The sequence below is a fragment of the Paucibacter sp. Y2R2-4 genome (assembly GCF_025717535.1).
Taxonomy (GTDB): Bacteria; Pseudomonadota; Gammaproteobacteria; order Burkholderiales; family Burkholderiaceae_C; genus Paucibacter_A.
Map to the genome: position 1 here is coordinate 686,627 of NZ_JAJIRO010000002.1, position 17,663 is coordinate 704,289.

19 protein-coding genes are annotated in these 17,663 nt (G+C 63.5%); 10 read left to right on the top strand and 9 right to left on the bottom strand.

The genetic code is table 11. From position 1 onward, the window contains the following. The first annotated feature begins 29 nt into the window (after positions 1-29). From LNV06_RS09975 to LNV06_RS10005, 7 genes are all read left to right on the top strand, one after another. On the top strand, positions 30-371 hold the full coding sequence (locus LNV06_RS09975) for a TonB family protein (RefSeq protein WP_263538092.1): 342 nt from the start codon (positions 30-32) through the stop codon (positions 369-371). Between the two features lie 86 nt (positions 372-457). Next, complete coding sequence (locus tag LNV06_RS09980) at positions 458-958, top strand: hypothetical protein (protein ID WP_263538093.1); 501 nt, start codon at positions 458-460, stop codon at positions 956-958. A 248-nt stretch (positions 959-1,206) separates the two neighbouring features. Beyond that, a complete protein-coding gene (locus LNV06_RS09985; RefSeq protein WP_263538094.1) occupies positions 1,207-1,524 on the top strand; it encodes a hypothetical protein in 318 nt (105 codons plus the stop codon). Further along, complete coding sequence (locus tag LNV06_RS09990; RefSeq protein ID WP_263538095.1) at positions 1,521-2,975, top strand: TolC family protein; 1,455 nt, start codon at positions 1,521-1,523, stop codon at positions 2,973-2,975. The genes LNV06_RS09985 and LNV06_RS09990 overlap by 4 nt, the downstream gene beginning before the upstream one ends. Before the next feature lie 11 nt (positions 2,976-2,986). After that, complete coding sequence (locus tag LNV06_RS09995) at positions 2,987-4,390, top strand: multicopper oxidase family protein (protein ID WP_263538096.1); 1,404 nt, start codon at positions 2,987-2,989, stop codon at positions 4,388-4,390. A gap of 45 nt (positions 4,391-4,435) precedes the next feature. Then, complete coding sequence (locus tag LNV06_RS10000) at positions 4,436-4,798, top strand: copper-binding protein (RefSeq protein WP_263538097.1); 363 nt, start codon at positions 4,436-4,438, stop codon at positions 4,796-4,798. 84 nt (positions 4,799-4,882) lie between these two features. Then, positions 4,883-5,404: a hypothetical protein gene (locus LNV06_RS10005; RefSeq protein WP_263538098.1), complete on the top strand. Its 522-nt coding sequence runs from the start codon at positions 4,883-4,885 to the stop codon at positions 5,402-5,404. A 26-nt stretch (positions 5,405-5,430) separates the two neighbouring features. Here the strand turns inward: LNV06_RS10005 and LNV06_RS10010 are convergent, their stop codons facing one another. Beyond that, a complete protein-coding gene (locus LNV06_RS10010) occupies positions 5,431-5,877 on the bottom strand; it encodes a cold shock domain-containing protein (protein WP_263538099.1) in 447 nt (148 codons plus the stop codon). Positions 5,878-6,090: 213 nt separating this feature from the next. Here LNV06_RS10010 and ylqF point away from each other — a divergent pair, with 213 nt between their 5' ends. Further along, complete coding sequence (gene ylqF / locus LNV06_RS10015) at positions 6,091-7,107, top strand: ribosome biogenesis GTPase YlqF (protein ID WP_263538100.1); 1,017 nt, start codon at positions 6,091-6,093, stop codon at positions 7,105-7,107. 37 nt (positions 7,108-7,144) lie between these two features. On the opposite strand, the gene LNV06_RS10020 is transcribed toward ylqF, so the two are convergent. From LNV06_RS10020 to LNV06_RS10055, 8 genes are all read right to left on the bottom strand, one after another. Next, complete coding sequence (locus LNV06_RS10020; protein ID WP_263538101.1) at positions 7,145-7,585, bottom strand: type 2 periplasmic-binding domain-containing protein; 441 nt, start codon at positions 7,583-7,585, stop codon at positions 7,145-7,147. A gap of 62 nt (positions 7,586-7,647) precedes the next feature. After that, positions 7,648-8,805, bottom strand: a complete 1,158-nt coding sequence (locus LNV06_RS10025; protein ID WP_263538102.1) for a hypothetical protein — start codon at positions 8,803-8,805, stop codon at positions 7,648-7,650. A 247-nt stretch (positions 8,806-9,052) separates the two neighbouring features. After that, on the bottom strand, positions 9,053-9,949 hold the full coding sequence (locus tag LNV06_RS10030; protein WP_411970107.1) for a beta-keto acid cleavage family enzyme: 897 nt from the start codon (positions 9,947-9,949) through the stop codon (positions 9,053-9,055). A 5-nt stretch (positions 9,950-9,954) separates the two neighbouring features. Continuing rightward, complete coding sequence (locus LNV06_RS10035) at positions 9,955-11,949, bottom strand: ATP-binding protein (protein ID WP_263538104.1); 1,995 nt, start codon at positions 11,947-11,949, stop codon at positions 9,955-9,957. Continuing rightward, on the bottom strand, positions 11,946-12,752 hold the full coding sequence (locus LNV06_RS10040) for an enoyl-CoA hydratase/isomerase family protein (protein WP_263538105.1): 807 nt from the start codon (positions 12,750-12,752) through the stop codon (positions 11,946-11,948). The genes LNV06_RS10035 and LNV06_RS10040 overlap by 4 nt, the downstream gene beginning before the upstream one ends. Before the next feature lie 17 nt (positions 12,753-12,769). Then, positions 12,770-13,924 (bottom strand): acyl-CoA dehydrogenase family protein, encoded by a 1,155-nt coding sequence (locus tag LNV06_RS10045; RefSeq protein WP_263538106.1) that lies wholly within the window; start codon positions 13,922-13,924, stop codon positions 12,770-12,772. A 204-nt stretch (positions 13,925-14,128) separates the two neighbouring features. Further along, on the bottom strand, positions 14,129-15,739 hold the full coding sequence (locus tag LNV06_RS10050; protein WP_263538107.1) for an acyl-CoA carboxylase subunit beta: 1,611 nt from the start codon (positions 15,737-15,739) through the stop codon (positions 14,129-14,131). Continuing rightward, positions 15,736-16,641, bottom strand: coding sequence for an SDR family oxidoreductase (locus LNV06_RS10055; protein ID WP_263538108.1), 906 nt, complete (start codon positions 16,639-16,641; stop codon positions 15,736-15,738). The genes LNV06_RS10050 and LNV06_RS10055 overlap by 4 nt, the downstream gene beginning before the upstream one ends. A gap of 219 nt (positions 16,642-16,860) precedes the next feature. Here LNV06_RS10055 and LNV06_RS10060 point away from each other — a divergent pair, with 219 nt between their 5' ends. Continuing rightward, a complete protein-coding gene (locus tag LNV06_RS10060; RefSeq protein ID WP_263538109.1) occupies positions 16,861-17,157 on the top strand; it encodes an SCP2 sterol-binding domain-containing protein in 297 nt (98 codons plus the stop codon). Positions 17,158-17,189: 32 nt separating this feature from the next. Beyond that, the gene (locus LNV06_RS10065) at positions 17,190-17,660 is read left to right on the top strand and encodes a MerR family transcriptional regulator (protein ID WP_263538110.1); all 471 of its coding nucleotides are present in this window, start codon (positions 17,190-17,192) and stop codon (positions 17,658-17,660) included. Positions 17,661-17,663: the final 3 nt, after the last annotated feature.

Sequence of the window (17,663 nt, forward strand, 5' to 3'; positions counted from 1 at the left end):
CCTCACTTTTTTCTCGTAGACAAGACATCATGAGCAAGACTTCCCTCCCCAGCCTGCTGCGTTCGGCCTCTGTTCTGTGCGGCGCCCTCGCCGTGGCCTTCAGCGCCTATGCCTCGGCACCCAAGATCCTGAAGAAGGTGCCGCCAGAGTTCCCGCCAGAAGCCAGCAAGCAGTCGATCAAGTCGGGCACCGTCAAGGCCAAGATGGCCATCGAAGCCGACGGCTCGGTGTCGGGCGTTGACATCGTCGAAGCACAACCCCGCAAGGTCTTCGACAAGGCCGTGACCCGCGCCCTGATGGACTGGCGCTTTGAAGGCAGCGGCGAAAAGCAATCGCATGAAGTCAAGCTGGTGTTCAGCAACGAAGACTGATCGCCTCTTCAAGACCTCACGCGCGGCCAGGGCCCGCGTGAGTGAACGACAGCGCGCGCGAAGACCGCTGCATTAAACTGCGCTCTATGTCCGCCCTGTCGCACCCTCAAAGCCTTGCCTGGCTGCGCACCCTTGTCTGGGTGATTGCGCTGGTGCTGCCTCTGCAGGCGCAGGCGCGGGTGTTGATGCTGTCATGCGCCAGCAGCCATGCGGCCATGCAAACGCTAGAACAGAGTTCGCAGGGGTCGCAGGGTGCTCACGCCATGCACGCCATGCACCGTGAGGCCATGGACATGGCTTCGCCAAGTGCTCCCGGCCATGATCACCAAGCCATGCTGCAAGCTGCAGCACTGGCCGGCGATGATCATCGTTCGGCTGACTCAAGCACTCCCTCACATGCCTGCAGCAGCGGCTGCGCCGACTGCTGTGTCGCCGCAGTGATGCCCAGCGTCGCCGTGATGGCCCAGGCCCCCTCCGGCCATAGCCTGCGCAGCAGCGCGCCAGAGCCCGCCAGCTTGGCCGTCGTGCCCGGCGGCCTCGAGCGGCCGCCCAAAGCCTCTTTCCTCGCGTTTTCTCCTTTGGCTTGAGGCCAAGCGCTCGGCTTGAGCCGCGCTGCCTTAAGCCTGGGAGTCCTGAGCACTGCCCAGCGTGTTGAATCACGCACGTGTTCCCAATCAAGGCAGGCCTTGAACGACGCGTAGGCCGGCGGCTCTGCTTTCCTTCTTTTTCATCCTCACGCGAGGACCTCATGCATACAGACCATGCCATGCCACGAGCAACCGCCGCATGCGGCGCGCCTATGGCCAAAGCCCGAAGCTGTCTCACACTGAGTTTCATGCTGCTGACCTGGGTCGCTGGCTTGCAAGCCCAGCCAAGCGAAGCGGACGCCAAGCCCTCCCCGGCAGACCCCGGCGCGCCCATCAGCGCACAGCCCGTTCCTGCCGCTTTGAAGGACTACAAAGCTTTTGCGGACCCGATCACGCCACGCGACTGGCGCGCGGCGAATCGGCGCGTGCAGGAAGCCGGAGGCTGGCGCGCCTATGCCAAAGAGGCGGCAGCAGACAAGGCTGCACCTGCGGCCTCAGCGGCCTCAGCGGCCAGCGCGGTCGCCCCGCGCCAAGCCCATCACCATCATCACGGAGGCCAGCCATGAGGTTCAATCTAGAGCTTCGCTCCGGCAGTCTCATCTTGTGGCTGGGCCTCGCCCTGCTGAGCGGTTGCGCCAGCTTGGACCCACAAGCGCGCTTTGCTCCCGTTCAGGCGCAAGCCCAACAAAGCCTGCAGCAAGAGCTTCAATGGGCGCGTACGCCCGAGCAGCGCGAGGCGCTCGACGCTCGGGTCACTGAACTTCTGCAGCAGCAAGCAACGCTCACAGCAGACCGAGCAGTGCAAATTGCCCTGCTCAACCACCGCGGTCTGCAAGCGCAGATGCATCAACTCGGCATCGCTGACGCCGCGCTGGTGCAAGCCAGCCGTCTGCCCAATCCAGGCATCAGCATTGGGCGGATGCGCCGGGGCGAGGAGTTAGAGATTGAACGCGGCCTGCACTTCAATCTGATGCGCTTGCTGAGCAGCGCCCCGAGTGCACGCATCGCCGCCTTAGACCTGCAGCGGGTGCAGCAGGACTTGAGTCTGCAAGTCTTGAGCGTGGCGGCCGAGGCGCGCCACGCCTATTGGCAAGCCTTGGCGGCGCAACAGTTGCTGCACTACAGCCAGCAGGTGATGAGCGCGGCTGAGGCCGGCGCCGAACTGGCTCGGCGCATGGCCGAAGCCGGCAATCTGAACAAGCTGCAACAGGCACGCGAACACAGCTTTTACGCCGACGCAGCGTTGGGCCAAGCCCGCGCCGAGATGGAAGCCGGCTCGCAGCGCGAACGCCTGGTCCGCAGCCTAGGGCTTTGGGGTCAGCAACTCAGCCTGCTGAAGCTGCCCGATCGGCTGCCCGACCTGCCGACCCAGGCGCGCGAGCTGCCGGAAGTGGAGCGAATCGCCATTGAGCAGCGTCTGGATGTGCAAGCCGCCAAACAGGCCGCAGCACTCAGCGCCGAGCAACTGGGGCTGACACGCCGCACCCGCTTCATCAATGTGCTGGAGCTGGGCCTGGCCAGCAATCGCAGCAATCTGGAACCCACCCAAAGCGGCTTTGAGCTGAGCCTGGAATTGCCCCTCTTCGATTGGGGCGAGGCCCGGCTGGCCCATGCCGAGTCTCGCTATATGCAGGCCTTGGAACGTACCGCTCAAATTGCCATCCAGGCCCGCTCGGAGGCGCGCGAGGCTTATGGCCAATACCGGAGCTTCTACGACATCGCACGCCACTATCGCGATGAGCTTGTGCCATTGCGCAAACGCATCTCGGAGGAGAACCTGCTGCGCTACAACGGCATGTTCATTGGCACTTTTGAGTTGTTGGCCGACGCCCGGACCCAGATCAGCACGGTGGCCGCCGCCATTGCCGCGCAGCGCGACTTCTTCATCGCCGAAGCGGCTTTGAATCAAGCGCTGCTGGGCCCCTTAAGCGGATCGAGCGGCTCCAGCGGCTCCAGCGGCTCCAGCAGCGCCGCCACCCCCATGTCCACCGCCGCTGAAGCCAGCGGCGGCCATTGAAAGTGAACACCATGGTTTCCCGTCGCAATCTTTTCTTAGGCGCGGGCGCAGTGGCTGCGGCCAGCGTGTCGCGCGTCGCCTTGAGCGCCATTCCCGAAGCGGTGCAGCACAGCAGCGCCGACACCGCGCCGCCACTCCTTCCACCGAACGGCCGGCCCTACAACCCCGTTGTGACCCTGAATGGCTGGACCCTGCCCTGGCGCATGAATGCCGGCGTCAAGGAATTCCATCTGGTGGCCGAACCGGTGGTGCGCGAAATGACGCCCGGCTTCAGCGCACACCTGTGGGGCTATAACGGCCAATCGCCCGGCCCCACCATCGAAGTGGTCGAAGGCGACAGGGTGCGCATCTACGTCAGCAACCGCCTGCCCGAACACACCAGCGTGCATTGGCATGGCCAGCGTCTGCCCAATGGCATGGACGGCGTCTCCGGCCTGACGCAGCCCGCCATCAAGCCGGGCCAGACCTTTGTTTATGAGTTCACCGCACGCCGTCCCGGCACGTTCATGTACCACCCGCATGCGGATGAGATGACGCAGATGGCCATGGGCATGATGGGTATGTGGATCACCCACCCCAAGCAGCGCAATCACCCGCAGATTGCCGAGGTGCAGCGTGACTTCTGCTTCCTGCTGGCCAGCTATGACGTCGAGCCGGGCAGCTACACGCCCAAGCCGATGACGATGACAGAGTTCAACCTCTGGACCTGGAACAGCCGAATCTTCCCCGGCATCGATTCGCTAAACGTGCGCCAGGGCGACCGGGTACGACTGCGGGTCGGCAATCTGACCATGACCAACCACCCCATCCATCTGCATGGCCATGAGTTTGAGGTCACGGGCACCGACGGTGGCCCGGTGCCCAAAAGCGCCCGTTGGCCCGAGGTGACCACCGATGTGGCGGTGGGGCAAATGCGGCAGATCGAGTTCATTGCCGATGAAGAGGGCGACTGGGCCCTGCATTGCCACAAGAGCCATCACACCATGAATGCCATGGGGCACAACGTGCCGAACCTGATCGGCGTGGATCACCGCGGCCTGGCCGCCAAGATCACCCGGCTGATTCCCGACTACATGGTGATGGGCGAGCGCGGCATGGCCGATATGGCCGAGATGGAGATGCCCTTGCCCGAGAACACCGCGCCAATGATGACCGGCACCGGCCCCTATGGCGGGCTTGAGATGGGCGGCATGTTCAGCGTCTTGAAGGTGAGGCGCGAGCAAAAACCAGGCGACTACAGCGACCCGGGCTGGTGGGCCGAGCGCGCGCCCAAGGGCAGCGTGGCTCGCCTCTACGAAGGCGCCCTGCCCGCAGCCCCACAGCCACAAGCCCCTGCCAGCGACAAGCCAACCAGCCTCAAGCCAGCCAGCGCCGAAGTCACCGTGCGCAAGCCGGGCGCCGGCCACAAACACTGAACGCGCTGAACTGCCCCGGATCCTACTTATTGCGACCTACACATCATGAAAAACACCACCCGCATCCTCATCGCCCTGGCCGCTGCGGCAAGCTTGTCCTGCCTGCCCGAACTCGCGATCAGCCACGACCCTGCAAGCCATGCCAAGCCCGCTGCCGCGGCTTCTGAACAGGCCGAAGCCTGGACCGAAGCCGAGGTAAGACGCATCGAGCTGGCCACCCGCAAGCTCACGCTCAAGCATGGCGAGATCAAGAACCTGGACATGCCGGCCATGACCATGGTCTTCACCCTGAAGCCTGGTGCGTCGGGCGAAGACCTGCTGCCGCAACTCCGGGTGGGCGAGCGCATCCTCTTCCGGGCCGAGATGGCGCAGGGCAAGACCTGGCTGGTGGAATTGAAGCGCCCCTGAGCCCTTGGGTTTCGGGCCCTCAAGTTCTAGGCCAAGCAGCCGAAGTCCAAAGACCAAGTTGTCCAAGGACTGAGGGGTGCCTGCATGGCCGACAGCCACAGCGTCAATCCAAGCCAAACCCTGCCGGAACTCGAAGCCGCGCTGGCCAAGATGGTGCATGAGCGCTATTTCGAAGCCGAGAGCGACGACGAGGCCGAGATGCAGGCACTGGCCGCCAAGGACTGCGAGTACCTGATGACTCGCATCCGCTGCCTGGAACTCAGCCTGAAAGCGGCGGATGATGAATTGGCCTGGATAGGCCCGGCGGCGCGCAGCTCACCGGCGCAATCGCTGCGCCGCATCAAGGCCTTGTGCGGCCGCTACCCGGACCTGTTCAGCGCCATGCAAGCGGTGGCAGTCACGCACCCCGGTGTGTCGCGTGAGATGCTGGCCATGGCCATCAAACAGTTCCGGCGCGATGCCGAGGCCTATACCCAGGAAGACCTGGTCGGCCTGCTGACCTGCGTCACCCATGGCGCCCTGCAGGCCTTTGAGGCGGTGCTACGCACCCGCAAAGGCGCCGACCGCAAGGCGGCGGCTCTGCCCTGGGGCAAACACACCGATTGATCGCCGAGCGAACCGGCAAACGGGCTTCAACGCAACACGCTTGCGCCGGCCGCCAGCTTGGTGCCGCCCGCGGTCTTGTGGCCCAGCAACTTGGCTACGTGGCGGCCATCCGCCTGCGAATAGTCCAAGCCAATCAAGGCCCCTGCGCTCAAGAGCAAGACCAAAACCGCACAGGCAGCGTAAGCCAGAGTCGGTCGACGTGACTTCAAAGCGGGTCGCTTGGAGCGATGGCGCTCCAAGGCCGTTTCGGCGAATGTAGGTGTGGGTTTGGGGCGCATCACGCGCGCCGCCTGTTTCTGGCCGTTGCTTCCTGACACAACTTCGAAGCTGAGCAACTCGTTTTGCATTGGCTGCGAACTGCTGGCCGGAAAGGCCGAGATATGCACGAACAGCGCCTGGCCACCATGCAAGGGTGTGATGGCGCCAAAGCCGCGCTCCACATGCCACTGTGTCAATGTGCCTTCGAATCGCATGATTTTTCCCTCTGAACGATAGGCCTGAGGTCAAACCCGCCCAGCCAAGGCGAGCACGGCCGCAAGCGCCGCCCCCTGTTTTCTTATGGCTCTCATGGTGCCGCAAGCAGAAAAAGCAGCTGCAACAGTTGGTAAGCAAGTGCATGCCGCCGGGCACATCAGGAGCCGCGACAATAGCCAGGTCAGCGCAGCAAAAAAGAAAGAGCAAGAAGCATGGCCATCAACTGGTTCCCCGGGCATATGAATTCGACCCGGAACGCGATCAACGAACGGATGAAGGCCGGGCTCGATGTGGTCATCGAGATGCTGGACGCCCGCATCCCCGGCTCCAGCGCCAACCCGCTGCTGGCCCAGCTGACCGAAGGCAAGCCCACGCTCAAGCTCTTGAATAAGCAAGACCTGGCCGACCCCGAACGCACCGCGCTGTGGATGGCGCATTACAACGCCCTGCCCGACACCCGCGCGATTGCGCTGGACGCCAGCATCAAAGCCCCGGCGCAAGCGCTGATCAAGGCCTGCCGCGAGCTGGCGCCGCTGCGCGGTGGCATGGTCAAGCCGGTGCGGGTCTTGATCTGCGGCATCCCCAACGTCGGCAAGTCCACCTTGATCAACACCTTGGCGTCCAAGCGGGCGGCCAAGACCGGCGATGAGCCCGGCATCACCAAGATCGAGCAAAAAATCGTGCTGGCCGAAGACTTCTATCTCTTCGACACGCCCGGCATGTTGTGGCCCCGCATTGCCATCGAGGAGAGTGGCTACAACCTGGCCGCCAGCGGCGCCATCGGCCGCAATGCTTTTGAAGAAGATGAGGTCGCGCTGGAGCTGCTGGACTATCTGCGGGTGCACTACCCCACCCAGCTGATCGAGCGCTACAAGCTCGGCGACATCAGCGGTTTGAATGATGAGGAACTGCTGACGGCCATCGGCCGCAAGCGCGGGGCCATGCTCAGCGGCGGCCGCGTCAATTTGCAAAAAGCCGCGGAAGTGCTGATTTACGAATTCCGCCAGTGCATCCTCGGCCGCATCACGCTGGAAACACCCGAAGAGTTCAAGCAATGGGCCGCCAAGGCCGAGGCAGCGGAAGCGGCGCGTAAAGCCAAGGCCGATGCCCGCAAGGCTCGGCGCAAGGGCAGCGGCGTTCGCGAGGCCAGTTCGGGCTCAGCCCCGCAGACCGAGGGTGAGCACGCTGAAAACGCTGAGGACGCTGAAGACGAGGCCAGCGAAGACTGAATCGACGGCCGAACGGCTGTCGACTCAAGATGCCCCCTCACTCGACCACCAAGACCACCTTGACGCTGGCGTCGACGGCCGACTTCTCGATATAGCCGATGGCATCCACATTGGCAGCCACATACTTTTTCACATCGGCTGCGCTGGGTAACTCCTTGGGCGGCGTGGCCTTGCCGGAAAAGGTCAGGCGCGACCAAGCCGCCTTCACCTGCGCGCCGGTCTTGCCCGCCGCCTTGCTGTAAAACTGCTCACGCACACTGCTGGAGTCTGGCAAATCGGCCAGCGCCACCGTGCCGCCGCTGGGCAAGGTGCTGGACTTGCCCAGGAACAAAGCAGCCGCTTGCTCGGGCGTCAACGCGCTCAAGGGGCTCTTGGGGTTGACGATCACGGCGGTCTGCGCCGCGGCCCAGCTGCTCAGGCCGCACAACAGCAAGGCCACAAGGACGCGGGACTTGGACTTCAAGTAAGAATTTTTCATGGCTGTGTCCTGATCATGGAATGCAAATGCTGGGTTCATTCAATGCCTGTCGGTGCCAAGGCCTAGAACACCACGTCGTAGGAAGCACTCATCAGCTGCGCATTGCCCGCCCCTGGAACGGCACTGCTGTCGCGAACGCGGTCAAACTGCAGCTTCAAAGCGCCGCCCTTGTGCAACTCATAGCGCAGGGCCAGCAGTTGGCTGCGTAGCTTGACGGGTGAATAGGCTGCCGCGTCATAGCTGCTTTCCAGATAGGCGCTGGTGCCGCCGGTCAGGGTGAAGGCGCCCATGCGGTAGCCCACGGTCAGCAAGTAGTACTTGGCCTTGTAGTTCAGCGACTGCCGCTTGGCCTGACCGAACTCGCTGCGCACAATCCAGTTGTCAATGTCGGCATTCAAGGCCAGACCCACGAAGTCTTGTTTGGGCCCGTTCGATTCAACATCCACCACGCCGCTGTCACGGTCGACCTGCTTGAAGGTGCTGCGCACATAACTCAAGCGGCCGGTGAACCAGTCTCTAGAAAACTCGAAACTGACGCCGCCGATATCGCCCCACTCCACATCCTTGGGGGATTCGTTGTAGAGCCGCGAATAGGGGTTCTTCTTGCTGCTCTCGTTGCCGATCAGCGCCTCGGTGCGCAAGGACCAGGCGCCAACTTCGCTTGAATAGCTCAGGCTGGCGCCGTTGTAATTGACCACGTCCCAGCCGTATACATCCGGGCTGGGTCTTATGGTGTTGTAGGCATAGCCCACGTCCTGAAAGTCGGAGTAGTAGTACAGCGGCAAGCGCTTGCGCCCAACTTGCAGCGTCCATTCGGGCGCGATTTGATAGGCCAGGTAGAGCCACTCAAGGTTCAAAGCCTGGTCCTTGACGGCGCGGGTCGTGAGCTGAGTCGTCGCGCTCCACTGCGGATTGAATTTGACGGTGGCCTGCAGGCCGGCCCTCGACTCGGGCGAGGCCGTCACATCGTCACCATACACACCGGCATGGCCCCAATCAGCAATGAAACGGGTGCAGTTATTGCTGTGTGCGGGCGCGAGGCCGCTGCTGACACAAGAGCCCGAGGTTCGCCCCAGGACCAAAGATGCAAAGCCCGATGTGCTGAGCTCTTGTGCATGGGCGCCCAGTTGCAGGCCCAAGCCCAGACTCAACAATGCCAAGACGCCCCGGCTGCGCGCCGTTGAACCTGAACCCAAGAACGCCTGTCGACGATGCACCATGCCAAGCTCCAGTCAGAGTAGAGGGAAAAACTGCTTCACCAAACATCTCTGTACCCAGGGCTTGAAGCGGAGCCTGCTGCGCGTGATCTCGTCGCTGGCCCCCTGCCCTTGTTGCGGCACCCGCTTGACCCCTCCCGAAGCCAAGCTTTGCTGCAACGATAGCCAAATCAGGGCGGCATGGCAGGGTTTTCACTCGGGCTTTGGAACAAAAACCACAGGGCTTGCCTGCAAGCTGGCGCTTCGTTAACTAGTTCTCAGTTGGCAGACCCAAGAGTTGCCGGGTTTCGTCGGGACTGGCGATTCCCCGGCCCGCCCGCACTGCGCAAGCCGCCAAAGCCTCGATCAAGGCCCCGTTGCCGCTGGCTCGCTCGCCATCGGGGAGATAAAAAGTGTCCTCCAGCCCTGTGCGCAACATGCCACCCAGATCCGCGGTGAGCTGATGCACCGGCCAAATTTCCTGCCGGCCGATCAGCGTGGTCTGCCAAATGGCCTCGTCGACCAAATAGCGCGGCAAAAGCTTCAGCAAGTCGCCATCCACCGGCATGCCCGAGGCCACGCCCATCACCAGGTTGTACTCGGGCCGCCCCATCTCGGGCTTGAACATGCCGGACTTCACAAACATGCCCACCGCCCGCACGATGCCGACATCGAAGCACTCGAACTCGGGATGCACGCCGCATTCGCTCATCACATCCAAAAAGGCCTGGATCTTGGACACCGGGTTGTCAAAGACCATGGGCGGCCAGGCCCAGCGGCCGTCGTCTTTGAGCTTGAGGTAGTTGAGGCTGCCCGCATTGCAGGCGGCAACCTCGGGCTTGACGCGCCGGATGCAAGCGGCGGGGCCGGAGATGTCCGCACCGATCACTCCAGTCGTTAGGTTGATGATGACGCCGGGACAGGCCGCGCGGATGGCGGCGATGACCTGATCCGCCACCTCCGGGTCCCAACTGGGCAGATGACCCAGGCCCTCCTCCTGCATGCGCAGATGCACATGCATCACCGACGCACCGGCATTGAAGGCGTCGCGGGCCTCAGCCGCCATCTGGGCCGGCGTCACCGGCACCGGGTGCTGCTTGGGATTGGTCAGCACCCCGGTCAGGGCGCAGGTGAGCACCGCTTTGTCGCTGCGCAGGCTTTGGGGCATCTTCATCACTCGCTTCCCTTCACTTCTTCCGAGACTTCCATGACTTGCAGTTCCACCAAGACATCGCCTGCGGCCACTGCATCTTTTGGCGCTGCGTGAATGGCTTTGACGCGCGCGGCCATGCCCGCTGTCAGCCACATCTCCATCTTCATGGCCTCAACGCTGAGCAAGGCCTGACCCTCGCTGACCCTGTCGCCCACCTGCACCAGCAGCTGCGCGACCAGGCCGGCCACCGGCGAGCAGGCACGCAAAGGATCATCGGCGCGCTGGGCGCTCTGCGGAAAGGCCGAGACCTCGCTGAAAACATGACAAGCCGCCTCGCTGACCAAGTGCAGCTCGGGCCCGTCCGGCGTTTCGGTGCCGCGACAGATGAGGCGGCGCTGCACCCCATCGAGGCGCACACGGGTCCAGCCATCGCCGACTTCGGGCAAGCGTTCAAAGTCATGCTGCTGGCCCGAGTCGGTGATGCGAACCTGCTGACCCAAACAAGCCACACGCAAGCTCTTGCGCTCCGCGCCGCATTGCAGGCTGAGCTGAAACGCTTGCACGCAGATCGGCCGCGCTGAGGCCGGGCCTGCCGCCAAGGCCATCAATCCTGCGGCGATCAGCCAATCGCGATGCTGCGGCTGGGGTCGCTGCATCAGCGCTGCGCCTGCCTGAGCCCAGGCGTCCAGCGTGCCAGTATCCATTCGGGCCTCGGCAAAGACTGGGTGTTGCAGCAGATCCCGCAGAAAGCGACCGTTATTGCGCAGCCCCAGCAGGGGCAGGTCTTCAAGGGCCGCGCTCAAACGACGCCGCGCATCATCGCGGTCACGGCCATGCACGATCAGCTTGGCCACCATGGCATCGTAAAAAGGCGAGACCTCGTCGCCCTCTTGGATGCCCGCATCGACGCGCACATCCGCTTGTGTCCTTTGCGGCGCCCAGCCAATGATGCGGCCGGTCTGCGGCGCGAAGGCTTCATAAGGATCCTCGGCATACAAGCGCGCCTCGATGGCGTGGCCGCTGAACTGGATCTGTTCCTGACGCAAGGGCAAGGCCCCGCCGGCCGCCACTCTCAGCTGCCATTCGACCAAGTCCAAGCCGGTGATCGCCTCGGTGACCGGATGCTCCACCTGAAGCCGGGTGTTCATCTCCAAGAAGTGATGCTTCAACTCAGCGTCCACGATGAACTCCACCGTGCCCGCGCCCACATAGCCTACGGCCAGGGCGGCAGCCACCGCATCGCGGCCCATGGCTTCGCGCATGGCCGGGCTGACGATGGGCGAAGGCGCTTCTTCAATCACCTTCTGCCGGCGCCGCTGGGCGGTGCAGTCGCGCTCACCAAGATGCACAGCATTGCCTCGGTTATCCGCAAAGACCTGCACCTCGATATGACGCCCACCCTCAATCAGGCGTTCCAACATCAGGTTGCCATCGCCAAAAGCACTCTCGGCCTCACGCCGTGCGCCGGCAATGGCTTGCGCCAGCTCGCTGGTTTGCAAGGCCAGGCGCATGCCACGGCCACCGCCGCCGGCCACCGCCTTGACCAGCAAGGGGAAGCCCAAGGCCTCGGCCTCGCGCTGCAAGCTGGCATCGTCTTGCTGCTCGCCCAAATAGCCGGGCGCGCAGGGCACACCCGCTGCCAACATGCGGCGTTTGGCACCAGCCTTATTGCCCATGGACAAGATGCTGGCCGCAGGTGGCCCAATGAACACCAGCCCGGCGTCCACACAGGCCTGGGCAAAGTCGGCCCGCTCGGACAAAAAGCCATAGCCGGGGTGAATAGCATCGGCGCCAGTCGCGCGCGCCGCAGCCAGAATTGCCTCGATGTTCAGATAGGACTGAGCCGCCGGCGAGGCGCCGATGTGCACGGCCTCATCGGCCTGCAGCACATGCGGCGCGCCGCGGTCGGCGTCGCTATAGACCGCCACGCAGCGATAGCCGAGCCGGCGCGCCGTGCGCAGGATGCGGCAGGCAACCTCGCCCCGGTTGGCGATCAAGATCTTTGAAAAACTCATTGCGGTGCCCACCGTGGTTTGCGCTGCTCTACAAAAGCCATCACGCCCTCTTGACCTTCCGGCCCCGCCGCCGCGTGAGCAAAGGCCTCGGCCGCCTCTTCCACCAGCGAGGCCGCCTCGTGATGGCAGGCGCGCGCCATCAAGCGCTTGGTCGCCGCAACCGCCTGGGGCGCGCACTGCAGCATGCCGCTGAGATGGCGCGTCAGCGCGGCGTCCAATTGGGCGCCGGCATGCAGCTCATGCACCAGGCCGAGCTGCAAGGCCTGGGCGGCATCAAGCCGCCCGCCACAAACCGCCAGGCGCCGCGCTTGCGAATATCCGAGGCGCTCGACCAAGAAGGGCGCAATCTGCGCCGGCACCAGGCCCAGCGAGGTCTCGGGCAAACGAAAGCTGACCGTCTCGCTGGCCAAGACCAAGTCAGCCACGCAGGCCAGACCAAAGCCTCCGCCCATCACCGAGCCCTCCAGCACCGCCACCACGGCCAAAGGGCTGCGCGCAAAGGCGCCGCACAGATGGCCAAAGGCGGCATTCATCTGCTGCAACACGCCAGCGCCCTCGTCGGCCATGCGCATGCGCGCTTGCGCCATGTCCTTCAGGTCGGCGCCGGCACAAAAATGGCCGCCGGCACCGCGCAAGACCAACACGCGGACTTCGCCGCCCTCTTCGGCATCGGCCAGAGCGACGCGCAACTCGGCCACCATTTCCAGCGAGAGCGCGTTGCGGACCTCCGGCCGATTCAAGCTCAGGTGCAGAACCCCACCGGCTTCGCGGCGCAGTTCCAGCGTTTTGTAGTGCTGCAGCATGGCGATGCCCTCCTCGTTCAGTGGCTGCCTTTGGGCAGCGTGCCTTCGAGCTTGCAGATGATGCCCAGCATCACTTCGTCCGCCCCGCCGCCAATAGACACCAGCCGCCCATCGCGGAAGGCCTGGCTGATGGGGTTGTCCCAGGTGAAGCCCATGCCGCCCCAGTACTGCAAGCAGCTGTCCGCCACCTCGCGGATCAGCCGCCCGCATTTGAGCTTGGCCATAGAGGCCAGCTTCATCACGTCCTTGCCCGCCACATACTGTTCCACCGCGGAATAGGTCAGCGCCCGCAGCGCCTCCACCTCGGTGCGCAACTCGGCCAAACGGAAGTGCACCACTTGGTTGTCCAGGATGCTCTTGCCAAAGGCCTTGCGCTCGCGGGTGTACTCAATCGTCAGATCGATCAGGCGGTCTAGATTTTTCAGTGAGGAGGCCGCGCCCCAGAGACGCTCCTCTTGGAACTGCATCATCTGGAACATAAAGCCCAGGCCCTCTTGGCCGATCAGATTGCGCTTGGGCACGCGGACGTTGTCGAAGAAAAGCTGCGCGGTGTCGGACGCGTCCATGCCGATCTTGTGGATCTTCTGACGGCTGATCCCGACGGCGTCCATGGGCACCACGATCAAGCTCTTGTTCTTGTGCACCGGGCCTTCGCTGGTATTGGCCAAGAGACAGCACCAGTCGGCTTGCATGCCGTTGGTGATCCACATCTTGCCGCCATTAATCACATAGTCACCGCCTTCGCTGCGCGCCGTGGTCTTGACCGCAGCCACGTCTGAGCCGCCCCCCACTTCGCTGACGCCGATGCAGCCGACCAAATCACCCGCGATGGAGGGCGTTAGGAACTCGCGTCGCAACTCATCACTGCCGAAGCGCGCCAGCGCCGGGGTGCACATATCGGTGTGCACGCCAATGCCCATGGGCACACCGGCGCAGTAGCAGGTACCCAGGGCCTCGGCCATCACCATCGAGTAGCTGAAGTCCAGCCCAGCGCCACCAAACTCCTCCGGATACTTCAGGCCCAAGAGGCCCAAGTCGCCCAGCTTCTTGAACACCGCGTGCGCGGGGAACTGCTCGGCCTTCTCCCATTCGGGCACATAGGGGTTCAGCTCTTTCTCGACAAACTTGGCCACCGTGTCGTAGAGGGCGCGGTGTTCTGGGCTCAGGTTCATATCTAGGTCTCCGTGCTTGTTGTAGAACTTGTCCGTCAATAGTCGGGGTCGGCTGCCGGTCGCTTTGAACGCATGGCTGCGTTGCAGATCCTCGCGATACCTCCGGGTATCGCTCCGGTATGCGCCTTGCTCTGCGCTCAAATCGTCTCGCCACCCTCTGACCCACCTATTGACGGACAAGTTCTTAGAAATCCGAGCTCGGGCCTAAAGCCGCGCCACGCCAAAGCTATTGCCATGCAGATGGCGTTGATCGGCCTCACGCGCTAGGCTCAGAGCAAGGGCCAGCGTGCGGCGGGTATCGCGCGGGTCGATCACGCCGTCGTCCCAGAGCCGGGCGGTGCCGAAGAGCACGCTGGACTCACGGTCGATGCGGGCGCGCAGCTGCTCGCTCATGGCGGACAAGGCTTCGTCATTGACCTCAGCGCCCATGCGCTCCAGCTTGGCCCGGTTGATGATGTCCATCACCTTGGCGGCCTGCGCGCCTCCCATCACCGCGGTGCGGGCCGTTGGCCAGGAGAAGATGAAACGCGGATCGAAACCGCGACCACACATGCCGTAGTTGCCGGCCCCGAAAGAGCCGCCCAGCACGATGGTGAACTTGGGCACCCTCGCATTGGCCACCGCCTGAATCATCTTGGCCCCATGCTTGATGGCGCCGCCGCGCTCGGCGGCCTTGCCCACCATATAGCCGGTGGTGTTCTGCAGAAAGACCAAGGGCGTGCCGCTCTGGTCGCAGAGTTGAATGAACTGCGCGGCCTTGGTGGACCCCTGCGGCTGGATCGGCCCGTTATTGCCAATCAGGCCGACGCGTTGGCCTTCGATGCGCGCGTGGCCACAAACCGTCTCGACGGCGTACTCGGCCTTGAACTCCAAAAAGTCCGAGCCATCGACCACGCGGGCGATCACCTCGCGCACGTCATAGGGCTCGCGCTCATCTTGCGGCACCACGCCCAGCAGCTCTTCGCTGGGATACAAGGGCAAGGGAGCAGGGATTGGAGCCTTGACCTCATCCCAATTCAATTGCCCCAGCAACTCGCGGGTCAGCGCGATCGCGTGCGCATCGTTCTCGCTCAGGTACTCGCCCAGGCCGGTGATGCGCGCATGGGTGTCGGAACCGCCCAACTCTTCGTCACTGGCATCCTCGCCAATCGCGGCCTTGACCAGCGGAGGGCCCGCCAGATAAATGCTGGAGCGATCCTTCACCAGCACCACATAGTCCGACAAGCCTGGCAGATAGGCACCACCGGCCGTGCTGGAGCCATGCACCACGGCGACCTGCGGCAGGCCCATGGCCGAAAGACGCGCTTGGTTGGCAAAGCTGCGCCCGCCTTCCACAAACATCTCGCTTTGGTACATCAGATTAGCGCCGCCGCTCTCCACCAAATAGATCAGTGGCAGCTTGTTCTCGCGCGCAATCTCCTGGGCCCGCAGCGCTTTCTTCAAGCCCATGGGCGCCACTGTGCCGCCCTTGATGGCGCTGTCGCTGGCGGAAATCATCACCCGCTTGCCGGTCACCACACCGATGCCGACGATGGAACCGCCGCCCAGCACCGCCTTCTTGCCATCGTCATCGTGCATACCCAAACCGGCCAAGGGCGACAACTCCAGAAAGCCGGAGTCGCGATCTAAGAGGCGGGCCACCCGTTCACGAGGCAAGAGCTGACCCCGGGCCTCGAACTTGGCGCGCTTGCTTTCCGATTCAGCCACCACCTTGGCCTCCAGCGCGCGAATCTCGGCCAAGCGCTCGTTCATGCGCCGCGCATTGGCGGCAAAGGCGGTCGAGCGCGGGTTGATGCGGCTGTGGATGACGCTCATTTCAGTACCTCAGGCACGGCCGCGCGATGAAAGCCGTCAAAGGCCGGTGTGCCCGCGTGATCGATGGAGGGGAACATCGGATTTCCCAGCGAAGCGCCGCCGTCGATTTGCAGCGTCACGCCGGTGATGAAACCGGCCGCGGGCGAGAGCAAGAAGACAATAGCCGAGCTGATCTCGGCCTCGCTGGCCAGGCGGCGCAGCGGCACATGGTCTTTGAGCTTGCGAATCATGGGCTTGATCGCATCGCCATAACTGTCCATGCCACTGGAGGCCACCCAGCCCGGTGCCACCGCATTCACCCGCACCCCGGCATGGGCCCACTCAAAGCTGGCACTCATGGTCAGATTGCTCATGCCGGCGCGCGCCGCGCCGCTGTGCGCCATGCCGGGCATGCCGTTGCGGAAGTCGGCCGTCATATTGACGATGGCGCCACGGCCCTGCCCCTGCATGCTTTGTGTGAAAATCTCGCGCATCATCAAGAAGCCGCCGGTCAAATTGTTGGCCACCACCGCCTCAAAGCCGCGCTTGCTGATCATCATCAGCGGCGCCGGGAACTGCCCACCGGCGTTGTTAACGAGGCCATGAATCGGGCCATGCTCGGCGATCACGCCAGCCACCTGGGCCTTGACCGCTTCGTCATCGCGGATGTCAAAAGCACGCCAGGCGCACAGCCCGCCGTCGGCTTGGATCTCTGCGGCCACGGCCTTGAGCTTTTCTTCGCTGCGGCCCGAGATCAAGACCTTGGCGCCCAGAGACGCCAACTCATGCGCCACACAGCGACCAATCCCGGAGCCGCCGCCGGTCACCCAGATCAACTGACCCGCAAACAGGCCGGGGCGAAATACCGAGCGATAGTGGGACGACGAAGGCTCAGCCTTCGGAACAGCGGCAACCTCACTCATAGGGGCAAGCTCCTGCACTGCGGCAATTCGGCACTTAGCGATCCATGCCTGAGCCAGGCATGACCTTGTGGGTTGATAGCTTCCGTTAACGTCACCCCTATTGCCTATCGGTGATTACCATGAAACTAAGGGCAGCGTTTGTGCGTAGCATGCAGACACGCTTGGAGTGCCCAACCCAGGCCCAGCCCCTTCGCAGATACCCCACAACAGGAGAGCCCTATGGACATGCAAGCCGCTACCACTGCCCTGCGCGCCAAAGTCGGAGACGACAGCGGCCTCAATGCCATCCTCAAGTTCGACTGCGGCGCCGATGGCGTGGCGGTGATTGATGGCAAGTCGGTGCCGAACAGCGTCAGCAATGAAGACCGCGAAGCCGACTGCACCGTGGCCATCTCGCTGGAGAACCTGGCCGCCCTTTTGAGCGGCGAGCTCAATCCCATGAACGGCTTCATGATGGGCAAGTTCAAAGTCTCGGGCGATATGAGCGTGGCCATGAAGCTGCAACGCGTGGTTTGAGCGCTGCAGCCGCAAGCATGGACCTCAAGCTCATGAGCAGCAGTAGCCAGAACAGCAGCACGGCAGCGCGCACCGCCGCCGCCCGCGAGGTGTTGAATCAAAGCGCGGCCGGTGCACCGGTGGAAGCTTTGTTCGGCATCACCGAGTTGTGCGCCGAGTTTGATTTGTCGGCCCGCGCCATCCGCTTTTATGAGGATAAGGGCCTGCTGCAACCACGCCGCGTCAATGGCGCGCGGGTCTACACCCAGCGCGACCGCACTCGGCTGAAGTTGATTTTGCGCGCCAAGGCCTTGGGTTCCTCACTGGCGGAGATCAAGCAATTCTTGGACCTGTACGGCACCCACGGCGAGGGCCGTGCCAAGCAATTGCAGTTCACGCTGGAGCGCACCGATCAGGCGATTGCCGAGTTAGAACAAAAGCGCGCCCATATCGAGGCAACCCTCGCCGAGTTGCGCCTGATCAACACATCGGTGCGCCAGCAACTGGCCGCCCAGGAGAAGTAAACA

What these genes read in the sequence shown, in the direction of transcription:
- LNV06_RS10020 (WP_263538101.1), bottom strand. Translation starts at nt 7,585, where the DNA reads ATGAAAAATTCTTACTTGAAGTCCAAGTCCCGCGTCCTTGTGGCCTTG.
- LNV06_RS09990 (WP_263538095.1), top strand. Translation starts at nt 1,521, where the DNA reads ATGAGGTTCAATCTAGAGCTTCGCTCCGGCAGTCTCATCTTGTGGCTG.
- LNV06_RS10065 (WP_263538110.1), top strand. Translation starts at nt 17,190, where the DNA reads ATGAGCAGCAGTAGCCAGAACAGCAGCACGGCAGCGCGCACCGCCGCC.
- ylqF (WP_263538100.1), top strand. Translation starts at nt 6,091, where the DNA reads ATGGCCATCAACTGGTTCCCCGGGCATATGAATTCGACCCGGAACGCG.
- LNV06_RS09980 (WP_263538093.1), top strand. Translation starts at nt 458, where the DNA reads ATGTCCGCCCTGTCGCACCCTCAAAGCCTTGCCTGGCTGCGCACCCTT.
- LNV06_RS10030 (WP_411970107.1), bottom strand. Translation starts at nt 9,949, where the DNA reads ATGCCCCAAAGCCTGCGCAGCGACAAAGCGGTGCTCACCTGCGCCCTG.
- LNV06_RS10005 (WP_263538098.1), top strand. Translation starts at nt 4,883, where the DNA reads ATGGCCGACAGCCACAGCGTCAATCCAAGCCAAACCCTGCCGGAACTC.
- LNV06_RS09975 (WP_263538092.1), top strand. Translation starts at nt 30, where the DNA reads ATGAGCAAGACTTCCCTCCCCAGCCTGCTGCGTTCGGCCTCTGTTCTG.
- LNV06_RS10040 (WP_263538105.1), bottom strand. Translation starts at nt 12,752, where the DNA reads ATGCTGCAGCACTACAAAACGCTGGAACTGCGCCGCGAAGCCGGTGGG.
- LNV06_RS10035 (WP_263538104.1), bottom strand. Translation starts at nt 11,949, where the DNA reads ATGAGTTTTTCAAAGATCTTGATCGCCAACCGGGGCGAGGTTGCCTGC.
- LNV06_RS09995 (WP_263538096.1), top strand. Translation starts at nt 2,987, where the DNA reads ATGGTTTCCCGTCGCAATCTTTTCTTAGGCGCGGGCGCAGTGGCTGCG.
- LNV06_RS10055 (WP_263538108.1), bottom strand. Translation starts at nt 16,641, where the DNA reads ATGAGTGAGGTTGCCGCTGTTCCGAAGGCTGAGCCTTCGTCGTCCCAC.
- LNV06_RS10025 (WP_263538102.1), bottom strand. Translation starts at nt 8,805, where the DNA reads ATGGTGCATCGTCGACAGGCGTTCTTGGGTTCAGGTTCAACGGCGCGC.
- LNV06_RS10010 (WP_263538099.1), bottom strand. Translation starts at nt 5,877, where the DNA reads ATGCGATTCGAAGGCACATTGACACAGTGGCATGTGGAGCGCGGCTTT.
- LNV06_RS10000 (WP_263538097.1), top strand. Translation starts at nt 4,436, where the DNA reads ATGAAAAACACCACCCGCATCCTCATCGCCCTGGCCGCTGCGGCAAGC.
- LNV06_RS09985 (WP_263538094.1), top strand. Translation starts at nt 1,207, where the DNA reads ATGCTGCTGACCTGGGTCGCTGGCTTGCAAGCCCAGCCAAGCGAAGCG.
- LNV06_RS10045 (WP_263538106.1), bottom strand. Translation starts at nt 13,924, where the DNA reads ATGAACCTGAGCCCAGAACACCGCGCCCTCTACGACACGGTGGCCAAG.
- LNV06_RS10050 (WP_263538107.1), bottom strand. Translation starts at nt 15,739, where the DNA reads ATGAGCGTCATCCACAGCCGCATCAACCCGCGCTCGACCGCCTTTGCC.
- LNV06_RS10060 (WP_263538109.1), top strand. Translation starts at nt 16,861, where the DNA reads ATGGACATGCAAGCCGCTACCACTGCCCTGCGCGCCAAAGTCGGAGAC.